Origin of the sequence: Microcoleus sp. Aus8_D2, from assembly GCF_036702665.1 — a bacterium.
In the GTDB taxonomy this organism is placed as follows: domain Bacteria; phylum Cyanobacteriota; class Cyanobacteriia; order Cyanobacteriales; family Microcoleaceae; genus Microcoleus.
The window spans coordinates 90,408-109,250 of the sequence record NZ_JAUBUN010000001.1 but is presented as its reverse complement, the minus strand read 5'-3'; the positions used below and the strand labels follow the sequence as shown (position 1 = coordinate 109,250).

Genomic DNA, 18,843 nt, shown 5'->3' with positions numbered 1-18,843 from the left:
ATTTTCGATAGAAAAACGACGAGCCAGCAATCCTTGCCAAATCCCAGCCCCTCTCAATCCAAAATCCAAAATCTCAAATTTCAAATTGATTAACGAGCGCCTTTGCCACCAGCCCACTGGCGGGAGATAATTTTCGGCTGCAACAGAATGTGACCGGCAATCGCGTACAAATCTTCATCCGAGAGATTTCTCATCTCAGCGAAAATATCCGCACTCTTCATGCTCGGATGCAGTTCCGAAATTTCTTGAAACCCGTCATAAGTCGTGGGATTTTTCATATAGTCCACCAGCGACTCAATATTATTGCGGGGTGGGTTGGCCAAAGCCAGAGTTTCCGGACTCAAATTGAGGTTTGGGTCAGTTTTTGTCATGCCTGCAGCGTGACATTGAGCGCAAGTATTTTGGAACAGGCGTTTGCCTTGCTGGACTTGTTTGAGGCTCAGCACTACCGGAGCGCCTTTGTCATTCAAAGTCACAGTGCGAAGTTCAGGACTCAGTTCGACAGCCATCGCGCTGCTGACAAATAACTGAAATGTCAAGAATACAGCGGTCAGAGCAATGAAATATCTTTTAAGCATGGTTCTCCTTAAAAAAATCCGGCAAATTATTGAACGCTAAGAGAGTATAGCTGGCAAACAGATTTCTGTTCAAAATTCCAGAATGCTGCGACAACTGGCGAAAGTTTGTGCAGCCATACCTTTAAAGGTAGAGGAATTTTGCGATCGATCTAATCTGCAATTCGTTTTGAGTCGCGCCTTTTTTCGAGAGCGGACATAATTGCCTTAACATCTTCCAAAGCCAAACGGGTTTGAGGGTGTTTGTAGGCAATTTCCAGCTCATCACACAAGCGGAGCACGTCTTCAACAGGGACGTTGAAGTCTTCTGCTATTTCTGCGATGGACAGGTCTGCAAAACCCATAATTTTCAGGTCGCTGACGGGTCAGAATTGAGTTGACGGCTATTGAATGAAAGGTGGACAATTTAACAAAGCGCTGTTAGCTGTCATCTGTTAGTTTGTTCTGAGATTTTGTGCGATCGCCAGCTAACTAACCACTAACTAACACTAAGCATTTTTGCTCATCCAAACTTCACACTCCATCAACTTCCAACCAATATCATCCCATTGCCGCGTCTTTATTATCAATAGGACTTGGGCGCGCAGGGCAAAAAACCCCGTATCTGCGTGCATTTCTCGCTACCAAAGTTCATGTTTTTCGTAGAAACCATGGTTTTTGGGGAATTCCTCTGAGGTTTTCGTCTTTGGCGGACTCACCAACAGACGATCGGGCGATTTGAGATTTGAGATTTGAGATTTACTCCACAGGTGTCTTATGGGGCTTGAACTTTGGTCTAAAATTTTGATCGGTTCGCGACAGGAGTCATCCGGCGCAGCAGCTTAGGGAGAAAGCTTGAAAGCGTGAGTCGGTGCCGCCACAGCGTGGTGGCTGTCGCTAGCATCGTGGACGGGGAATTCCGAGTCTGCCAAGAACGGCTGGGGCTGGTGGAGGCTGATGAGCCCAGCCAGAGTTTTCTTTAATTGAGTTCGGGGTACGATCAAGTCTACAAAACCGTGGGCGAAAGAGTATTCGGAAGTTTGATAATTTTCCGGCAGCTTTTCGCGCAGAGTTTGCTCGATTACCCGGCCGCCCGTAAAGGCTACAGTAGCTTTTGGCTCTGCAATTATAATGTCTCCCAACATGGCAAAACTAGCGGTGACGCCGCCGGTGGTCGGGTGGGTCAAAATTGGGATGTAAAGCAGTCTCGCTTCCCGGTGGCGTTCCAGAGCCCCGGAAATCTTAGCCATTTGCATCAGGCTGAGCATTCCTTCCTGCATTCTCGCGCCGCCGGAAGCGCAGACAATGAGTACGGGTAAGCGTTCCCGCGTGGCGTGTTCGATCAGGCGGGTCAGTTTTTCTCCGACAACTGAGCCCATGCTGCCGCCGATGAACTGAAATTCCATGACTCCGAGGGCGACGGGCAAATTTTCGAGTTGGCCGGTACCTGTTTCTACGGCGTCTAGGTGCCCTGTTTTTTCTTGAAATTCTCGCAGTCGATCGCTATATTTTTTGCGATCTCGAAATTTCAGCGGATCGGTGGCGTGGAGACCTCCGTTAATGGGCATCCAGGTATTGGGGTCGATCAACTGCTCGATGCGATCGTCGCTGTAAACTCTGATATGATGCCCGCATTCCAAGCAAACCATTTGATTTGCTCGCAGGTCTTTGGTATAACTCAGGGCATCGCAAGCTGTGCATTTATTCCAAAGTCCGTCGGCAATTTCTCGTTCCGGGCGTTCTTGGGAGTTCGGTACTGATTTTCGTCGATTTGCAAACCAATCAAATAGAGACATTAAAACTTGGGAATTGGTAATTGGTAGTTGGTAATTGGGAATTGGTAATTGGTAATTGTTAGTTGTCAATTGCCCGTTGTCATATCAAATCCGCACTACATGGGAATTATACTCTCTTTGCGCCCGATCGCGCCCAACGAGGGAACATCTGTGCGCCAGCTTTTGTATGAGTGTTCGCTGTGAGAGATCGCCAAATATATATAAGCTTTGCTGGGCGTCCCGCTTTTTACAGTCTCGTGAGATTCTCCCGGGAACTACGAACGTCTCGCTCGACTCTGCGGGACGCTCGCACTGCACTCCGAACACGATCGTTCCTATGTCAAGGGAAACCATATCACTTATCTACTAATGACTAATGATCAGGTTCGATCGCGGGGACAGCACTCCTAATGACTAATGACTACTGACTGTTGACTAATGACTGTTGACTATTGACTAATAACTAATCACTCTTGTTCTGGCTCATCTTCAACTGGACTGATGAGCAGCGATGCAGTTTGCTGGTGTTCTGGAAGAACTTGCAGCGCTGTAGCACTTCCAGCCCCAAAATAAGATGCTATGCCCAAGTCTACAATCCGAGCCGGTATTTGATGAGCAGCCAGGAGCTGCTGCATTAATTCCGCTTCCCAACGAAAGCTAGTGGTTTTAAGTGTAATCCAAGACACGGGCAATTTTACCAATTATTATGAACCGATATTTATGTTCGATCGCGCTTTTTACCCGCAGATCGCAAACCCTAATTCGGGAAAAACAACTGCAAGTAAATAGATAAGATAGGTTCGCCCCAGAGAGCCGTAATGGCTGCACCGAGAGCCAGAAACGGGCCGAAGGGCATGGGTTGACGCCGATCGAGCAATCGAAGGGCGATCGCAGAGCCACCAGCAAAAGCCCCGACTAAACAGGCGATAAATCCCGCTAGCAGCAAGAGTTTCCAGCCCAGCCAAGCTCCCATCAAGGCGGCCAATTTGGTATCTCCGGCGCCCATAGCAGTCTGCCCGAAGCCGATCGAACCTGCAAGTCCGATCGCGTCAAACAGCCACAACCCCACAACTGCTCCCAGGATTCCGTCTAGTACCAGATAGTGCACGGAGTCGATCGGGGTAAATGTCGGCCAGCAACCTTTGGCGATTTGGAAAACCAATCCCAGCACCAAGCCCGATCGAGTTAAAGAATTAGGCAAAGTCATTGTATCGCAATCAATCAAAGACAAAGCCAACAGCCAGCTAAAAAAAGCCCAAAACCCCACAGTTTGCACGCTCACCCCAAACCGCCAGAAGATTAACAAAAACAGCAAACCCGTAGCTGCTTCCACCAGCGGATAGCGGGCAGAAATCCGACTGCGGCAGTGATTGCAGCGTCCCCGCAGCCACAGCCAACCGAGCACGGGTATATTTTCGTAAGTTCTGAGTTGATTTAAACATTTGGGACAGCGAGAGGGAGGGTGTATCACCGACAATCCCGCAGGCAAGCGATAGATTACCACATTTAGGAAGCTGCCGATCGCCGAGCCGATAACAAAGACGATCGCGGTGACAAGGGAATTAAAGATTATTTCCATTAAGTTGTCTGTTGTCTGTTGACTGTTGACTGTTGACTGTTAACTGTTGACTGTCGTAATTTATTAGCTATTAGTTGTTAGATTGTGTTCTGTTAATTACTAATCATTTTTGTAGCGCTCAATCCAAATTTTCTGATTGGGATGCGGACTAAAGTCCTCACTACGAACCTTGTTTTTTATTGTGCGATGTGTTTGAATTTTAAGCTGTTACAAATGCCCAATGCCCAATGCCCAATTCCCAACTATCAACTATCAACTATCAACTGCCAACTGTCAACTATCAACTGCCAACTGTCAAGCGGTCAACTGTCAACTGCCAATTAATACATTTGAGATTCAATTTCGTCAAAAGTAACAAAACGTTCACCGGGCAATAAAACGGGTTGCGAAGCAAAAATTAGCTGGCCTCGATCGCTTCCTTGACAGACAACTACACCAGCCGGACGCTGCATCTGCTCGGAATGCACTTTCAGATACATACTATATGCGGATCGAGCAGCTCGGATCAAATCGGGAGCTAGCAAGCTGTGACTTTCGGAAATTTCTCTCCTAGGTTGTGAGTTAGGCTGGTATCTGGTCACTGGAAACTTATGATAAAGGTATAAGTCTAGCTATTGGTATTGCCTCTAGTTCGATCGAACTGACCTTATTTTTTAAAGAATAGACTAGGTGGAAATTAATAGATTAACCTACAATCCTCCCTTAGCTGCGATCGAACTGCGACTGCGAGCGCTCCTTTCCGCCGAACTTTACGCTGCGGCGTGGGTAGATCCGTCCCCCGCGACGCTAATGGGGGTTTTTGAACACCTGCGGACTCTCCGCTACATCCTTCACGACTACGTGCCCAGGCCAGTGTCAGAATCTCCGCCCCAGCCGGGAGAGGTGCGCTACCAGTGGCAAACAGGCACTTTGCTGTTCACGGATTTGGCAGGGTTTACGTCGCTGTTGGAAGCGAACGCGGCCCAGGGGCGCAAGGGCGCTGAAACGCTGCTGGGCGTGATTAACGACTATTTTGCCTCGATGATTGAAATTGTCAGCAAATCGGGCGGGGATTTGCTGGAGTTTACCGGAGATGCGATGCTGGTGCAGTTTCTGGGAGGGATTGACCGAGAGGAGGATACAGCTAGGGCGGTGCGGGCGGGTTTGCGGATGCAGCGGGCGATGGCTAAATTTGCCAATATTGAAACGGCGCGGGGTGTTTTGTCTTTGAGGATGCGGGTGGGTATCCACTGCGGCCGCTACGTTAGTGCTGATATCGGTACGCCGCTGCGGATGGCCCACGTACTGCTGGGGCATTCAGTCCAGCAAGCCAAGCAAGCTGAGGGTTCTGGGACTGTGGGGCGGGTGTGTTTGACTGAAACTGCTAGTTCGTCTTTGGGAGAGCAATTTCGTTTTGAACCGGGGAAACCTGGTTATTTGTTGGTGGCGGATGATTTCACGGACGATCGACTCGGAGAGTACGATATTACTTTGACTGGGCGGCGGATGCCAAGTTCGGTATTGCTCGATCGCAGCGTTTCGGGTTTGGTAAGCGAAATCGGGGAAGCTGTGAAGCGGCTTGAACCCCTTGCTAGTTATATTCCCAAAGCGATCCTGAGACTGCTGGTTGAAAATGCTGACAGACGGAAAATCCCGCCGGATTTTCCCGAACCGACGGTGATGTTTGTCAATTTAATTGGTTTGCCGGAGTCTGTGGACAAAGCTTCGCCGGAGGAAGAAGTTCGTCTGGTAGTAAGTTGTTCCCGGGTGTTTGCGTCGATCGATGCTGTAGTGTCAGCTAAAGGGGGCGTGTTGCAAAAAGTAACGGCGCACTTGGACGGTTCCGATATGCTGATTTATTTTGGCGTCCCCGACGCTCACAGGGATGACGCCAGCCGCGCGGCATGGGCGGCGATTGCGATCCGAGATTTGATTGCAGGTTTGCGAACAGTAATTATCGGCGGTGCAGAGGTGAAAGTAACCTGTCAAATTGGGCTGTCTCGGGGGCCGGTGTTTGCTGCTGAGGTTGGGGAACCCCGAGGTCGCAGGGAGTTTAACATCCTTGGAGATACGGTGAATACGGCTGCTAGGTTGATGAGCAAGGCGGGGGAAAATCAAATTTTGATTGGTGAAAGGGTGTTTGAGTCGATCGGGCTAAACTTCGATTGTGAGGCTTTGGGAGCTGTGTCTCTGAAGGGGAAATCTGGTCTGACTCCTGTTTTTACTTTGCACGGTTCCAAGCTGGAGAGGGGAAAAGGGGGCGTTTAAATAACTTTGCTGAGTAAAAGTTGTGCCGCCCTTTATGCTGATTCTAGATGACTAACTGGAATTTGTTCGGTTCTTTCAGGCAATCTCGCGACCGTTGCGACAGCATGAACCGCATGAAGAATATCGGCTGAATAGTATCGATTGCCACAGTTATCACAAACACCGATAGTCACATTTTCAAGAATTACAAATCCATTTTTATGTTTGAATGCCTCGCGCTTGACAGTGCGGGGTTGAACAGTTCCTTCGCAATACTCACATCGGTATCGATACATAGGATTAGGCCTCAAGTTCAGTGACTTCATAAACCGTGATGATTAGATAACGTCCGTTACTAGCGAAACGTCCAACCACTCCAACAGGTGTTTGTCTATCCAGTGCAGTCCCCACTACTACATATTTTGTACCTCTGGGGTCGCCTTTTTCAACCCGGATAATCTGACCGTTGAGAATCGCCTCTTCCACATCCAAGATGGTCAGCAAATCCTCAGCCATTTCTTCCATTGCGTGGGCTGACATATCGTACTGGCGGAGGCGAAATTTTTATCTGATACGGTTAATATCGTTGGGAGGCACTGGCTGATTAATGTTATATCTAGGCAATGATACCAAACCATACCATTTTATACCATGTCTCAAAAAAATTTCTACAAAATAAGTGTTGGGTTTGTTTATACGAACGAGAGTTTGTTAGGCGCGGATCTATAAGATTGTCGATATTTATTTGGGGGTTTTTCATGGCGACGCAGCCTACGACTACTTAATCACTCGCACAGACTAAACTCCGATCGATATTTCACCGTTCCGCTACAATCTTGGCAAGCTCCACTTTCTAACTCCAACACCATAAAAGCTTCATCGGGTGCATCATATTCGCATCCCAAGCTCTTGCTACTAGCAGGAACGAACCCGAAACGCGAATATAAATCTGGATAGCCCAGCACAACCACTGCCTGAAAACCCGATCGCGCGCACTCTTTTAAACCTTCGCGGATCAGTAGCGATCCTACACCTTGCCGCTGATAGTTGGGTAGAACTGCGACTGGCCCCAACCCGAGAATCGACAAATTGCTAGAACATTTTCCCTCGACGACAACCGGACTGAAGAAAATATGTCCGACAACTCGATCGCATTCTACGGCAACGAAGGAAAATGTAGATGCAATTCCCCGCAATCGATCGACTAAATTTGCCTCATTTTCTCGCCCGAATGCCAGAATATTGACATTGCGAACAGCTTCTACATCTTCGGGCTTTTCGGTACGGATATCCATAGCTTAGATTGATTAAAGTCGCTACATCCTGTGTCGATCGCAAATTCTATTCTAACGTCTGGTCAATCGGACAGATGAAATGGTACAGAAACCGTCAGTCTGAACCGATAGGTTGCAGGAAATGGCTGCTATATTTTTGAGCTGTTCTCAAAAGGTAGCTGGCATTTGTCGTGTTTCTGCTTTCACTCGACAGTGGGAAAACTCTCTGATAGATGCCACAACTTGCCAGGATGTCAGTGCTTTTAGCAGGAGAGTCACTTTGAGGTTGGTGAATGGATCGGACTGCGGTAAGTCTACGTCGATCGTGTTAATTTTTGAAAGACTAATCGTGAGCTTTACGTTTATTGTAGCGCATAGGGCGAGATCCCTTTTTTTGCTGGGGCGAGATCCCTACGGGATAGCTACGCTTCACGCCCTCTGTGCAATCAGCGCCCTTTGAAATGGTGGAAATGAATCAGATTGTCGGTGGAAACAGAGGTTGGGGTGACACGAGTGTTAACCGAATATGGAAGATGGGCGATCGCGATAAATGTCAGTCACCAGATTCATCAGCAGAATTTTAAAATAGTTAATTAGACCGTGACAGACTTAGCAATTTTGGCAAGCAATCGCAACGCTTCATTTACAGAAGCAGAGTCTCGAAATATCTCTGCTACATCTGGGTCGAGAATCACCACATTACTTGATTTCGTATAAGCTTGATAGTATTTGCCACGAACACCGCCTGAAAAATCATATTCAGGTTTCATATCGTCATTGACTGTTTCTTCAGATTCCTGACTCATAGTTTCTTCTCTCCTGTCGGGTGGCTAAACGGGCGCTGATTAAACGCACCTAATTTGGCTATTCAGGATATTGGTACAGCTAGGCCGCTCTCAGGTAAGCTAGAATTGCTCAGAATAATATCGTCTACCTGTCTAATCAGTTTCCAATCAATTACTGCAACCCAAAGACTTTCCTCTTCAGAATATTGAACCGCGCCGTCTACTTCTAATTCTTCGCTATAGAGTGTGAGCAATTTACCATTTTGCAACTTAATATTTTGGCGGCTCAAATCTTCGATCGTCCCAACACAATTCAGACGAAGGCGACCTTGTTCATCTGCATTATGAAAGTCGGAAAAAATTTTAGGGTGACTCATAATTATATTCTCATCAAGATGGTTGCTGTGCTGGATTGGGAATTGTTGGTGTCAGCAGAAGGCTTGCTTGCTCTGCTGTTAATCCAGTTAGAGTTGCATGATTTGAACTTCTGCCACAAGTACGGATGACATCTCCATCTTCAAATCGAACCTCACCTACTGTGGTCACACCAACTTGTCCGTGCGGGATTGTTGCTGCTAACTCTGCTACAGACAATCCTACTGCACATTCTACAGAAATTCCCGTGATACCGCTAGGGTGGGTTCCTGTGGCACGTTGAATATCTTCTGGGCGATTACGGCCGCCACGAACTACGAAGGCTTCGTTGGGAATTTTTTCCACAAATGCAGGCTGTTTGATTGAGGTACGCGCTAGATTCTATCAGAAATCTTGGCTATTATTCTGGGATTTTTTATATTAGCCTTTTCGGTGAAGGTAACAATAATCTGGACTGTTTTTAGGTCGTAGTCTAACACCCTTTATTCTCCCTGGGAAACTCGATCGCTCAATCTCGATTAAATCCTTATTCTACTCTTGGCGATCGAAAACAGTCCGAAGTGTTAAAAAGTGCGATCGGCCTTTCTTTCGGTGGGGCGATCGCCCTTGGCTAGAAAAAAATAATCAGGGCGATTGCCATTGTTTGAAAAGAATTAGAAGTGCGATCGCTCTTGTTTGAAAAAATTAGAAGGACGATCGCTTTTGTGGGAAAAAAGAAGAAGTGCGATCGCACTTGTGGAAAAAAATTAGAAAGGCGATCCCTCTTTTTTTGCTGGGGCGATCGCTGCCCATGCAATCATCGCACTATTTTGTATTTGTAATAAGTGCGATCGCATTGACATGGTGGAAATGGATCAGAGGGAAAGCCCTATCTAATTTTTATCGTTAGCCTTAGAAAGTGTTATCTTTCAATAACCACAGTTCTAGTAATCAAATCATGAAGTGCCTGACTCTTATCGGTGAAAGGAACTGGAAGAAAGTCAACCAAAACTAATGTCGTGAATAATACAAAACAGAAATACCTTCCGGTTGCCCTGCCAAAAGAGATTTTATTTTCATTTAGGTCACATATAATAAGTCCAAAGGCTCTTTTACCGAGCGTCGCCTGTCTAGGAGAACTATGATTTATCGAGTGGTAAGGCCAACCCACAATAATAAATATCAACCAAAATAGTTGATCGCTAGCTGCTGGAGAAGTAGTCGTAATGTCTCTAAATAGTGCTGGAAATACCGCTGGCAAAAATCCGGATACTAACCCATAAATGATTGAGGTTAAGACCAACCAGATAATCAAGTCAAGGAGAAAAGCCAAAAATCGCTTTCCAATGTTCGCGTGTTGCATTTCTAAAATCCTTAAAATCCTTAAATTTACTATTTGATACTTCTCCTATGGTTCTTAGAAATCAGCAGAAAATTTTTAATAAAAAATGTTCAATCTTGCCGATAATTTTACCCTGCTTTCACTTCCGTTAGTCTAATTTTGTACAAAAATGTACTAAAATATCTTAAAAAGCGGGTAACAGTGAGCTATAATACACAAAATGCTCGCATCTACCTGAAAAGATGAACATAAAAGAAGCGTTAAACCTCGCCGATCGCATATTCTTCGATAAAACCGGTCAGCACCTTGACGATTTACAAGAAGCGGTACTACGGGGAACTCTACAACATGAGACATATAAGCAAATAGCCAAAGATTTTGACTGTTCTGAAAGTCGTATTAGGAACGCAGCTTCGCAATTATGGCAAATCCTCTCAGAAGGATTAGGGGAAGAAGTAAGTAAAACAAATTTACGATCGGCAATGCAGAGGTGGCAAGTTTCAAATGTCTCTAATTTTGCAAAAGACGTTGTAGGGATTGGTATCTTTAACACCTGTGGAGAAGCAAAACACCCGCCAAACATACCAAACTCACACCCACCAAATCAAGAAACCTCGCATCAAGATTTAAGCGAGATGCCGGAATTGGGTAATTTCTTCGATCGCACCCCCGAACTCCAAACCCTCACCAACTGGATTCTACAACAAAACAGCAGCCTCATAGCCCTCACCGGCGGACTCGGCATCGGCAAAACAACCTTAGCAGTGCAACTCGTCCAACAAATAAAAGACGAGTTTGAATACGTCATTTGGTGCAATCTCGACACATCCCCCACCCTCCCTGAATTTGAAGCCCACTTAATCCAGTTTTTCTCGCAGCCGGAAAAGCAAGATTCACCCACAACCAACCCGAAAGCATTACCCCTAATTAAATATTTACAAAAACATCGCTGTTTAGTAATTTTAGATGACATTCACAATTTGTTCAGCAGCGGCGAATTAGCAGGAAAATATCAACCAGGATACGAAGAATATCGCTCTTTATTCAAAAAAATAGAAAAAATATCCCATCAAAGTTGCTTCCTGCTAATCGGTTGGGAACAACCCAGAGAAGTTACTCAAGTTAAAAGCCAAAATACACAGATTAATACCTTACAACTCAAAGGCTTAGACATCGCAGCCGGACGGGAAATACTCAGAGATTATGGATTAGCAGACATCGAAAACTACTCAGCACTGATTCAGCGCTACCAAGGCAATCCCCTCTGGTTAAAAAGCGTCGCCACTCTGATGCAAGAGTTGGGCGGATGCGTGACAGAGTTATTACCAGATGATACCATATTGTTGCCGGAAGATTTGAAAGATGTTTTACAGCAGCAGTGCGATCGCCTATCCGAACTAGAAAAACAAGTCCTCTCCTTGTTAGCGAAAGCAAGCGATACAATTAACCTCACCCAATTGCTAGAAAATAGCCGAATTCCCGCATCAGATTTGGTAAATGCGCTGCAATCTTTATCGCGGCGCTGCTTGATTGAACAACAAGCAAATTTTTACACGATTTCACCTGTGCTGAGGCAATATGCGATCGCAGCAATGTAATTTAGCTACATAACTTGTAGGTGCGGATACATCAAAAATCACTAAATAAAGATCGACAATCTCATAGATCCGCACCTTACTATTACTAATTCATAAAAAACATCCCAAAATCCTGTAGGGGCGGGTTCGCCAACCATTCATGGTAAAAATGAACAATATTATAAACCCGCCCCCGCCCACCAACAATAAAAATGTACGATGAATTTATTGGTAAAATGTTGATGTAAACAATGGCGGAGGAGGGCGGGTTTATGAGATTGTTTGTGGGTTTCATAGATGGTTGGTGAACCCGCCCCTACAAATTTGGTTGATTATAAAAATACAACGTGTCCTAACACGGGCGGTTGCTATATTAAAGGCTTCGATGCAGTATTTTCGTAAAAAAACCGGTTTCTGCGTAAGTCCTGTAAGAGATATATATTCGATAGAATAATCAGTAGTCGCAATTCCATTGTTTGCCATGACGCTGAAAGAATTAGAGCCTCAACTGCTGGCACTCTCAGACGACGAAAAAGCTCAAGTTGTTCAACTCCTATCTCAGGGGAAAATCACCCTGGGGCGCGGTATTGAAAAAACGCCTGATGTTTGTGGTGGGAGTGCCTGCATTGCGGGAACTCGCATCACCGTTTGGGGACTTGTAGAAGCTCGTCGCATTGGGTATAGCGAAGCCGATTTACTCACAAGTTATCTATCCCTCTCTGCTACTGATATTGCTAACGCTTGGGCATACGCCGAAGCTTTTCCCGACGAAATTGAAACAGAAATCCGGGAAAACGACGAAGTAATGGACGAGGAACTCTAACGTATGGCACGCCTCTATGCCGATGAGCAATACCCCTATCCGGTTGTAGAATTGCTGCGGGTTTTAGGACACGATGTTTTGACTGTCCAAGAAGCAGGCAGAGCGAATCAGAAAATTCCTGACCCAGATGTGTTAGCTTTCGCAACTAGCGAGGAACGTGCTGTCATTACCGAGAACCGAAAAGATTTGTTTCGGCTGCACCGCATACAGCCCGATCGTGCTGGCATTATCGCCTCTACGAACGATCGCGATTGGGAAGCGCTGGCTAACCGAATCCACATTGCGATTATAGCAGCAGAATCTTTGCAAGGCAAACTGATTCGCGTTGTGCGTCCTTCAAAGTAACTTATACGCCCATGATCGTACAAATTTCAGAACCAATAACAACTCTTAAAGAACAACGCTTTGCTTTACCCGGTTATTATACTTGGGAGCAATTTGAGGCGCTCGAAACCTTAATAAAAGATGCACCCGGCTTGCGAATAACTTATTTAGATGGGTGTGTGGAGTTTATGACACTAGGCGAAGACCACGAACAGATAAAAAGTGTTTTGGCTCTATTTATAGGACTTTACTTTTTTGAGAAAGGGATTAATTTCATTCCGGTAGGAAGTGCAACTCGCAGAAACCAGGCAAAAGATGTATCCTTTGAACCTGACGAGTCTTATTATATCGGTTCAAGAAAAGAGCATCCTGATTTAGCCGTAGAAGTGACGATTTCTAGCGGTAGCACAAATAAACTAGCTAAGTATCTACGACTTCGTATCCCTGAAGTTTGGTTTTGGGAAAATAATCGGCTTGCTGTCTATCGGCTGCGCGATGATGATTGCGGGCAAGTTTCAAGAAGTGAGTTTTTGCCAGAGTTGGATTTAGCATTGTTGCTACGCTGCGTTTTGATGCCTTCAATCATTGAGGCAAAGACTGAGTTTATTAATGGGATTCGGCCGCAGCCGCAGTAATTCGGTTAATTAATAGGATTTACGCAACGGGCACAATTAGTAGGGTGCGTCAAGAAAGCAAAACCCGAATTTTTCGTACTAACCTTAAGACTGACGCACCCTACAGCCTCGCGTCATAAAAAACCTCCCAAAATTCTGTAGGGGCGGGTTCATCAACCATCTATGACACCCACAAACAATCTCATAAACCCGCCCCATCCCCGCCATTATTTACATCAACATTTTACCAATAAATTGAGCGTACATTTTTATTGTTAGTGGGCGGGGGCGGGTTTATAAATATTATTCATTTTTACCATAAATTGTTGGTGAACCCGCCCCTACAAATTGGGTTTATATAATATAACAACCTGTCCTAACCGACTTTAATCGGTTGCTATATCTAGCTAGCGGGGACTCTCGTACTAATGCAACACCAAAACAGCGATTCAGGTACTCTCCACAAACAAAAACCGGGCAACTTCACAGCTACCCGGCTATCCAAACTTGAGATTTCAGATAAATCTAAAATCTCAAACCTAAAATTATTAAACAGCTACAGTCTTCTTAGCAGAAGAGCTCAATTCGCCCTTAGCATACTTAGCTGCAAAATCATCCAAAGACATTTGCTTAATCTTTGTACCGTTACCGGCGCAACCGAAAGAGTTATAGCGATCGCTACAAACCTTCTGCATATACTTGATCGACGGCTTCAAGAAGTGGCGAGGATCGAACTCATCGGGCTTAGCAAACAAAGCTTCGCGCACCGCAGCGGTAATCGCCAAACGGTTGTCAGTGTCGATGTTGATCTTGCGCACGCCGCACTGGATGCCCTTTTGGATTTCTTCCACTGGTACGCCGTAGGTTTCGCGGATAGTGCCGCCGTTGCTGTTGATGATTTCCAGCAATTCTTGGGGCACAGAAGATGAACCGTGCATTACCAAGTGAGTATTCGGTAAGCGGCGGTGAATTTCTTCAATGCGGCTGATTGCCAAAATTTCGCCAGTCGGCTTGCGGGTGAATTTGTAAGCGCCGTGGGAAGTGCCGATCGCCACTGCGAGAGCATCAACACCGGTTTGCTCAACGAAATTAACAGCTTCTTCGGGATCTGTCAGCAATTGATCGTGAGAAAGCGCACCTTCAAAGCCGTGGCCGTCTTCTGCTTCGCCCATCCCTGTTTCCAGAGAACCCAAGCAGCCCAGTTCGCCTTCAACGCTAACGCCGATCGAATGAGCCACTTTCACAACTTCGCGAGTAACTTCAACGTTGTACTCGTAGCTAGCGGGAGTTTTAGCATCTGCTTCCAAAGAACCGTCCATCATGACGCTGGTGAAACCTTGGCGCATGGCAGAATAGCAAGTACCGGGGGCATTGCCGTGGTCTTGGTGCATGGAGATGGGGATGTGAGGATAGGTTTCAACTGCTGCCAAAATCAAGTGGCGCAGGAAATTTTCGCCAGCGTAGGAACGAGCGCCGCGAGAAGCTTGCAGGATCACGGGGCTGTTGGTTTCGTCAGCAGCGCGCATGATCGCTTGGATTTGCTCCATGTTGTTGACGTTGTAAGCCGGTAGGCCGTAACCATTTTCAGCCGCGTGGTCGAGCAGCAGTCGCATAGGTACAAGCGCCATAGATATTCCTCCTAATTTTTTGTGTTTCTGGGAAGTGGATTTTGAACAAGCTCAATTCTTACGATAATCTTAAGACAATTTGTTGCCGATCGCGCATTATGTTTCCAGATTTCAATTTAGTCTCAAAAAATCCACATTCCCAACACTAAATTCAGGGCAATCCCGCTGGGCTTGCCCCGAATTCATTGTGAAAGCTAGAATTCATTCTGCCTTCTACTTTTTACCTTCTGCCTTGAAAAATGGGTCGCCCGGGATTTGAACCCGAGACCAATCGGTTAAAAGCCGAATGCTCTACCGCTGAGCTAGCGACCCGCGCCAACATTGTTACCGCACACAATTTCTAATAGTAGCACCCATCATTTTAAATAGCAAGTGTTTTTCAAAAAAAAGTTGCTGTCATGCGAACCAGCATCTCGCAAGTCGCTCCCGGCTGCAAATAAATCAAGTGTTCGCCAGTATTGATGGCATTTCGAGGAGCCGTCCAGGGTTCCAGACAGTAAAAATCCTTGCCCTTGAGAGTCCAGAAAACCAACTTCCCATAGCTGGAGTTGTAACTGACGGTGAGCCGCAAGCTGCGGGCTTCGTCAGTGACAGTAGCAGCAAGACCGGTGAGCTCGTCAAAGGAAACATCAATTTCATCCAGTGTCGGGTCAAAAACCCCCGTGAAATAACCCTTTTCGTGGGTGTTCTGATCTCTGTACTGCATCCCGGGAATCTCAAAGCGCAGATTTGTCTTGTCGGGAGCTAAAAAGTAAGGGTGCAAGCCACTAGCAAAGGGCATCGGTTCGTCACCAAGATTGGTGTATTCCTGCACAATTTCCAAAGAATTGCCTTTAATTTGATAAGTAAAAGCTAATTGGAAATCAAAGGGATAAACAGCTTGGGTCTTCTCGCTGCTGTCGAGGACTAGCGTAAGAGCCGCGCAACCTTCTGTAACTTGTTCCGTCGGCGTCCAAGGCAAGTCGCGAGCAAAGCCGTGTTGTTTGAGATGAAGCTCCACTCCCTTGTGGGTGTAAGTGTTGTCGGGGAGATTGCCGCAGATGGGAAACAAGATGGGAATCCCGCCGCGTACAGTCAGATCGGGATTGGCGAACCGTTCCGCGTCCAAGTAGAACATTTCTTTGCCTTCAACCAGCCAGCTAGTGGCAATACCGCCCCGTTCCGGCACAACTTCTAGAGTAGAGTTAGCGGTTTCGTCGGAGAGGATATAGGTTTTGTACTGCTTTTGCTTCAGCGCGATCGCAAACACATTTGTCATCGGTAGTAGGTCATCGATCATTGGTTGTCAGTAAAGTTGTCAGTAAATCAGTCGTTAATAATTGGTCGCTGGTAGTGGATTTTCATCCATTACCGCCCCTTTGGGCCCCCGCGTTTCCTCCCGGACTGCCACGGGCTAACCCACGTTCTCCGCTATAGGAGGCAGGGCGATCTGCGGCTGTGAGCGGTCGCTGTTTTTGCCTGGAACGATCCTGTTTGTCGGGTGTTCTTTGAGCGCGACTTTGAAAGATAGATCCCGAGTCTGGGGAAGATAGCTTTGGGGACTGAGCACCCCTCCCGAACCGGGAGATGGGGGCGAAATAAACGGTTCTTTGATGAATGGCTCTTTGGTAAACGGATCGGCTTCCCGGCTGGGATTTTTAGGTTGAGTGCGATAGATGCGCGGCGGCAAATCTTGACTCGGAGGCGGGCTTGACTCAATTGCAGGCCCAGTCCCGTTCTGGAATAATGAGGAGTTGTCCGGCTGTTTGGGCGCCAGTACAGCGGGCAAAATCGGAGTAGGTTTGGGTTGTCCTGGGCCTGTCATATTGCTTTCACCAGTCAGGGGGACTGGGGAACTGGGCGCCGGTTCTGTAGCGCTTTTTGCTGCTCCTGGCAAGGTCGAATTAGGAGTCTTTGGTGCCATTCCTGGGTTGATTGGGGCATCGAGAACTACAGAAGATCGCATCGGCTGAGCGAAAATACTAGAAATTTGTTCGACTTTTTTGAGGATGCGATCGCCCGCTGCTCCATTTACCACCTTCGGCTGAAACTTTTTCACCTCCACAGGCAAAAATTCTACCTTCATATTCCTTTCTTTGAGCGATACTTTCAGGACTGCGGTATCGTAATCGCTGCGAGCATTCCCACCGAATATAAAATCACCCAGCGAGTAAACAATCGGGCGGCCCTTGTAAATTTCTGCACCTTGCAGGACATGGGGGTGGTGTCCCACTACCAAATCTGCTCCTTGGTCGATCGTGAACCGAGCCAAATCTATTTGCCAGTCCCCCGGGTAATCTGCCAATTCGACTCCCCAGTGGTAATTAACAACAATCCAGTCTACCTGACCCCTGAGAGCTCGAATATCCTCTGCCACGCGATTGTTGCGGCGGGGGTTAGTGCCAGCCTTCCCTTGGTCGGCGGCATGAAGGTCTGAATCGTAATAACCGAGGTACGCGATCCGCTGACCCTTAACCTCAATAATATCTGGACGCCTCGCTTCTTTAATATCTCTACCGGCTCCCAGATGCCCAATCCCAGCATTATTTAGAGTATTTATAGTCTCCACCAGCCCCGGTTCCTCGTAATCCATAGCGTGGTTATTTGCCAGATTGACAATATCCACTCCTCCTGCTGTTAATACTTTCACCGATTCTGGATCGGCTTTAAAATTTAATTGTTTTTTCCCAAGGCCTAAGGTAGAGCGAGTCAGGGGGTTTTCTAGGTTAACCATCGACACATCTGCTTGCCGGTACTCGTCCATATTGGCAAAAGCCCAACGGTAATCGTTACCGGCAGATGCTGCGATCGCATCCAATAGATTCACATTTCCTCCGAACATCAGCGTTACGGTGGGGTCGTAGGGATTAGCAACCTGTTTTTGTTGCACTACGGGTACTACTTCTAAGGCCGCTTGCACCGCATCTGGACGTTTGGGAGGCGGCCCCGACATTAAAGCTACTTGCTGGTACCCAGAGACTGGCGATACTAACCGCATGGCCTGAGCCTCGTGATAGCTCACCCAACACCCTAAAATAAATGAGCCAAGTGCCGATCCCACTAGCAGCAGAGAACGATATGTTTTAAATTTAACCCAATCGACGACCAATAGGGAACGGTCACGTTGCCGCTGGCGGTTGGCCGGAGTAACAATTCGCACTGACTGTTTCCAGAGAATCTCTGGTTCCCCAGCCAAGCGCGCGTGAATTCGCACCCCTTCTACTGCTGGCGAGTTTAGTCTCCAGAGTTGGTGACAAATAAACTTGACTAAGCCTTCCCGGAGAGTGCTCCCCAGTAATGTAGTATCTGGCGCAAATTCGCGCTGGAATTCTACTAGGATTTGGACGCATCCAGCCTGAGCCTGTTCGACGCGGGCATAAATCCCTTCGGGTCGCAGCAAACTGTCAATCCAGTAATTCAGGGCTTGAAAGTTGCCCGATCGCGCTAGCTCCAAGATAGACGGCTGCGACCAATTTTCTGTATATACCATCAATTAGCCTCCTTCACACGTTATAGCGATAATTTCAATATATTTTGAACGGAACCGCCATTCTTTTAGCTTAACCGCCACTTCGCTGCCCGTTTTGAAGCTAGTTGTTGACCGCCACCATTTTCTACATTTGGGTGCTGCCTGCTGTCAGTGATTTTTATCACATTCCGGTAACAAAATTTGAGATTTGAGATTTTCCATTTTTCGATTTGACATTAGAGAGCGAGTCAAGAGGTTGTACAGCGCGATCGAACTAACGTCGGAACTTGAGTGCTCAGGGGCGACTTCTGTCTTCAGGCTGTGTATCCGTCTCTGGGTCAAGTTAAGTTTATGATTACAGTTGGGTTGGAGTCAAATCATTTGCGAACAAATGGAAATTTGGGCGACTTGAAGGACTCGATTTGAGATTTGAGATCGAGTCAAGAGGCTGTAGGCTCGCGATCGAACTAACGTCGAAACTTGAGGCTTCCCAGGGACTTGAGACAGAAGACGGCCAACGTAAGGTTTAGATTAAATTGA

Annotated in this window: 21 protein-coding genes and 1 tRNA gene; 5 read left to right on the top strand and 17 right to left on the bottom strand. The window is 46.8% G+C overall.

All coding sequences use genetic code 11. The features are described from left to right. Positions 1-89: 89 nt before the first annotated feature. From psbV to QUB64_RS00465, 6 genes are all read right to left on the bottom strand, one after another. Complete coding sequence (gene psbV, locus QUB64_RS00490) at positions 90-578, bottom strand: photosystem II cytochrome c-550 (protein ID WP_293156458.1); 489 nt, start codon at positions 576-578, stop codon at positions 90-92. A gap of 149 nt (positions 579-727) precedes the next feature. Continuing rightward, on the bottom strand, positions 728-919 hold the full coding sequence (locus tag QUB64_RS00485; protein WP_293156461.1) for a translation initiation factor IF-2: 192 nt from the start codon (positions 917-919) through the stop codon (positions 728-730). Positions 920-1,396: 477 nt separating this feature from the next. After that, entirely contained in the window at positions 1,397-2,350 is a 954-nt protein-coding gene (gene accD / locus QUB64_RS00480) for an acetyl-CoA carboxylase, carboxyltransferase subunit beta (protein ID WP_333270942.1), read from the bottom strand. 446 nt (positions 2,351-2,796) lie between these two features. Then, complete coding sequence (locus tag QUB64_RS00475) at positions 2,797-3,015, bottom strand: hypothetical protein (RefSeq protein WP_333270838.1); 219 nt, start codon at positions 3,013-3,015, stop codon at positions 2,797-2,799. Positions 3,016-3,086: 71 nt separating this feature from the next. Beyond that, entirely contained in the window at positions 3,087-3,908 is an 822-nt protein-coding gene (locus QUB64_RS00470; protein ID WP_333270837.1) for a prepilin peptidase, read from the bottom strand. A 320-nt stretch (positions 3,909-4,228) separates the two neighbouring features. Beyond that, on the bottom strand, positions 4,229-4,387 hold the full coding sequence (locus tag QUB64_RS00465; RefSeq protein ID WP_333343228.1) for a hypothetical protein: 159 nt from the start codon (positions 4,385-4,387) through the stop codon (positions 4,229-4,231). A gap of 190 nt (positions 4,388-4,577) precedes the next feature. On the opposite strand from QUB64_RS00465, the gene QUB64_RS00460 reads away from it, so the two are divergent. Next, positions 4,578-6,155, top strand: coding sequence for an adenylate/guanylate cyclase domain-containing protein (locus tag QUB64_RS00460; protein ID WP_333270833.1), 1,578 nt, complete (start codon positions 4,578-4,580; stop codon positions 6,153-6,155). A gap of 32 nt (positions 6,156-6,187) precedes the next feature. On the opposite strand, the gene QUB64_RS00455 is transcribed toward QUB64_RS00460, so the two are convergent. The 7 genes from QUB64_RS00455 to QUB64_RS00425 form a co-directional block, all read right to left on the bottom strand. Continuing rightward, positions 6,188-6,430 (bottom strand): YgiT-type zinc finger protein, encoded by a 243-nt coding sequence (locus tag QUB64_RS00455; RefSeq protein WP_333270830.1) that lies wholly within the window; start codon positions 6,428-6,430, stop codon positions 6,188-6,190. A gap of 4 nt (positions 6,431-6,434) precedes the next feature. After that, positions 6,435-6,674 (bottom strand): DUF4258 domain-containing protein, encoded by a 240-nt coding sequence (locus tag QUB64_RS00450; RefSeq protein ID WP_333270827.1) that lies wholly within the window; start codon positions 6,672-6,674, stop codon positions 6,435-6,437. A 245-nt stretch (positions 6,675-6,919) separates the two neighbouring features. Next, complete coding sequence (locus QUB64_RS00445) at positions 6,920-7,429, bottom strand: GNAT family N-acetyltransferase (protein ID WP_333270825.1); 510 nt, start codon at positions 7,427-7,429, stop codon at positions 6,920-6,922. 572 nt (positions 7,430-8,001) lie between these two features. Then, positions 8,002-8,214: a hypothetical protein gene (locus QUB64_RS00440; RefSeq protein ID WP_333270823.1), complete on the bottom strand. Its 213-nt coding sequence runs from the start codon at positions 8,212-8,214 to the stop codon at positions 8,002-8,004. 62 nt (positions 8,215-8,276) lie between these two features. Beyond that, positions 8,277-8,570, bottom strand: a complete 294-nt coding sequence (locus QUB64_RS00435) for a hypothetical protein (protein WP_333270820.1) — start codon at positions 8,568-8,570, stop codon at positions 8,277-8,279. 13 nt (positions 8,571-8,583) lie between these two features. Then, entirely contained in the window at positions 8,584-8,913 is a 330-nt protein-coding gene (locus tag QUB64_RS00430; protein WP_333270818.1) for a flavoredoxin, read from the bottom strand. A gap of 556 nt (positions 8,914-9,469) precedes the next feature. Then, complete coding sequence (locus QUB64_RS00425) at positions 9,470-9,910, bottom strand: RDD family protein (protein ID WP_333270815.1); 441 nt, start codon at positions 9,908-9,910, stop codon at positions 9,470-9,472. 221 nt (positions 9,911-10,131) lie between these two features. On the opposite strand from QUB64_RS00425, the gene QUB64_RS00420 reads away from it, so the two are divergent. The 4 genes from QUB64_RS00420 (at position 10,132) to QUB64_RS00405 (ending at position 13,248) form a co-directional block, all read left to right on the top strand. Then, positions 10,132-11,487, top strand: coding sequence for an NB-ARC domain-containing protein (locus QUB64_RS00420; RefSeq protein WP_333270812.1), 1,356 nt, complete (start codon positions 10,132-10,134; stop codon positions 11,485-11,487). 460 nt (positions 11,488-11,947) lie between these two features. After that, a complete protein-coding gene (locus QUB64_RS00415) occupies positions 11,948-12,289 on the top strand; it encodes a DUF433 domain-containing protein (protein ID WP_333270810.1) in 342 nt (113 codons plus the stop codon). A gap of 3 nt (positions 12,290-12,292) precedes the next feature. Then, positions 12,293-12,634: a DUF5615 family PIN-like protein gene (locus QUB64_RS00410; RefSeq protein ID WP_333270808.1), complete on the top strand. Its 342-nt coding sequence runs from the start codon at positions 12,293-12,295 to the stop codon at positions 12,632-12,634. An 11-nt stretch (positions 12,635-12,645) separates the two neighbouring features. Further along, entirely contained in the window at positions 12,646-13,248 is a 603-nt protein-coding gene (locus tag QUB64_RS00405; protein ID WP_333270805.1) for a Uma2 family endonuclease, read from the top strand. 527 nt (positions 13,249-13,775) lie between these two features. Here QUB64_RS00405 and fba read toward each other — a convergent pair. The 4 genes from fba to QUB64_RS00385 all read right to left on the bottom strand — a co-directional run bounded on the left by fba (position 13,776) and on the right by QUB64_RS00385 (position 18,324). Then, positions 13,776-14,855, bottom strand: coding sequence for a class II fructose-bisphosphate aldolase (gene fba, locus QUB64_RS00400; RefSeq protein ID WP_333270802.1), 1,080 nt, complete (start codon positions 14,853-14,855; stop codon positions 13,776-13,778). A gap of 240 nt (positions 14,856-15,095) precedes the next feature. After that, a tRNA-Lys gene (locus QUB64_RS00395) sits at positions 15,096-15,167 on the bottom strand. Positions 15,168-15,234: 67 nt separating this feature from the next. Then, entirely contained in the window at positions 15,235-16,104 is an 870-nt protein-coding gene (locus QUB64_RS00390; RefSeq protein ID WP_442921620.1) for an aldose epimerase family protein, read from the bottom strand. Between the two features lie 144 nt (positions 16,105-16,248). Next, positions 16,249-18,324 carry a CapA family protein gene (locus QUB64_RS00385; protein ID WP_333270797.1) on the bottom strand — a complete coding sequence of 692 codons (2,076 nt, stop codon included), beginning with the start codon at positions 18,322-18,324 and terminating at the stop codon, positions 16,249-16,251. Between the last annotated feature and the right edge of the window lie 519 nt (positions 18,325-18,843).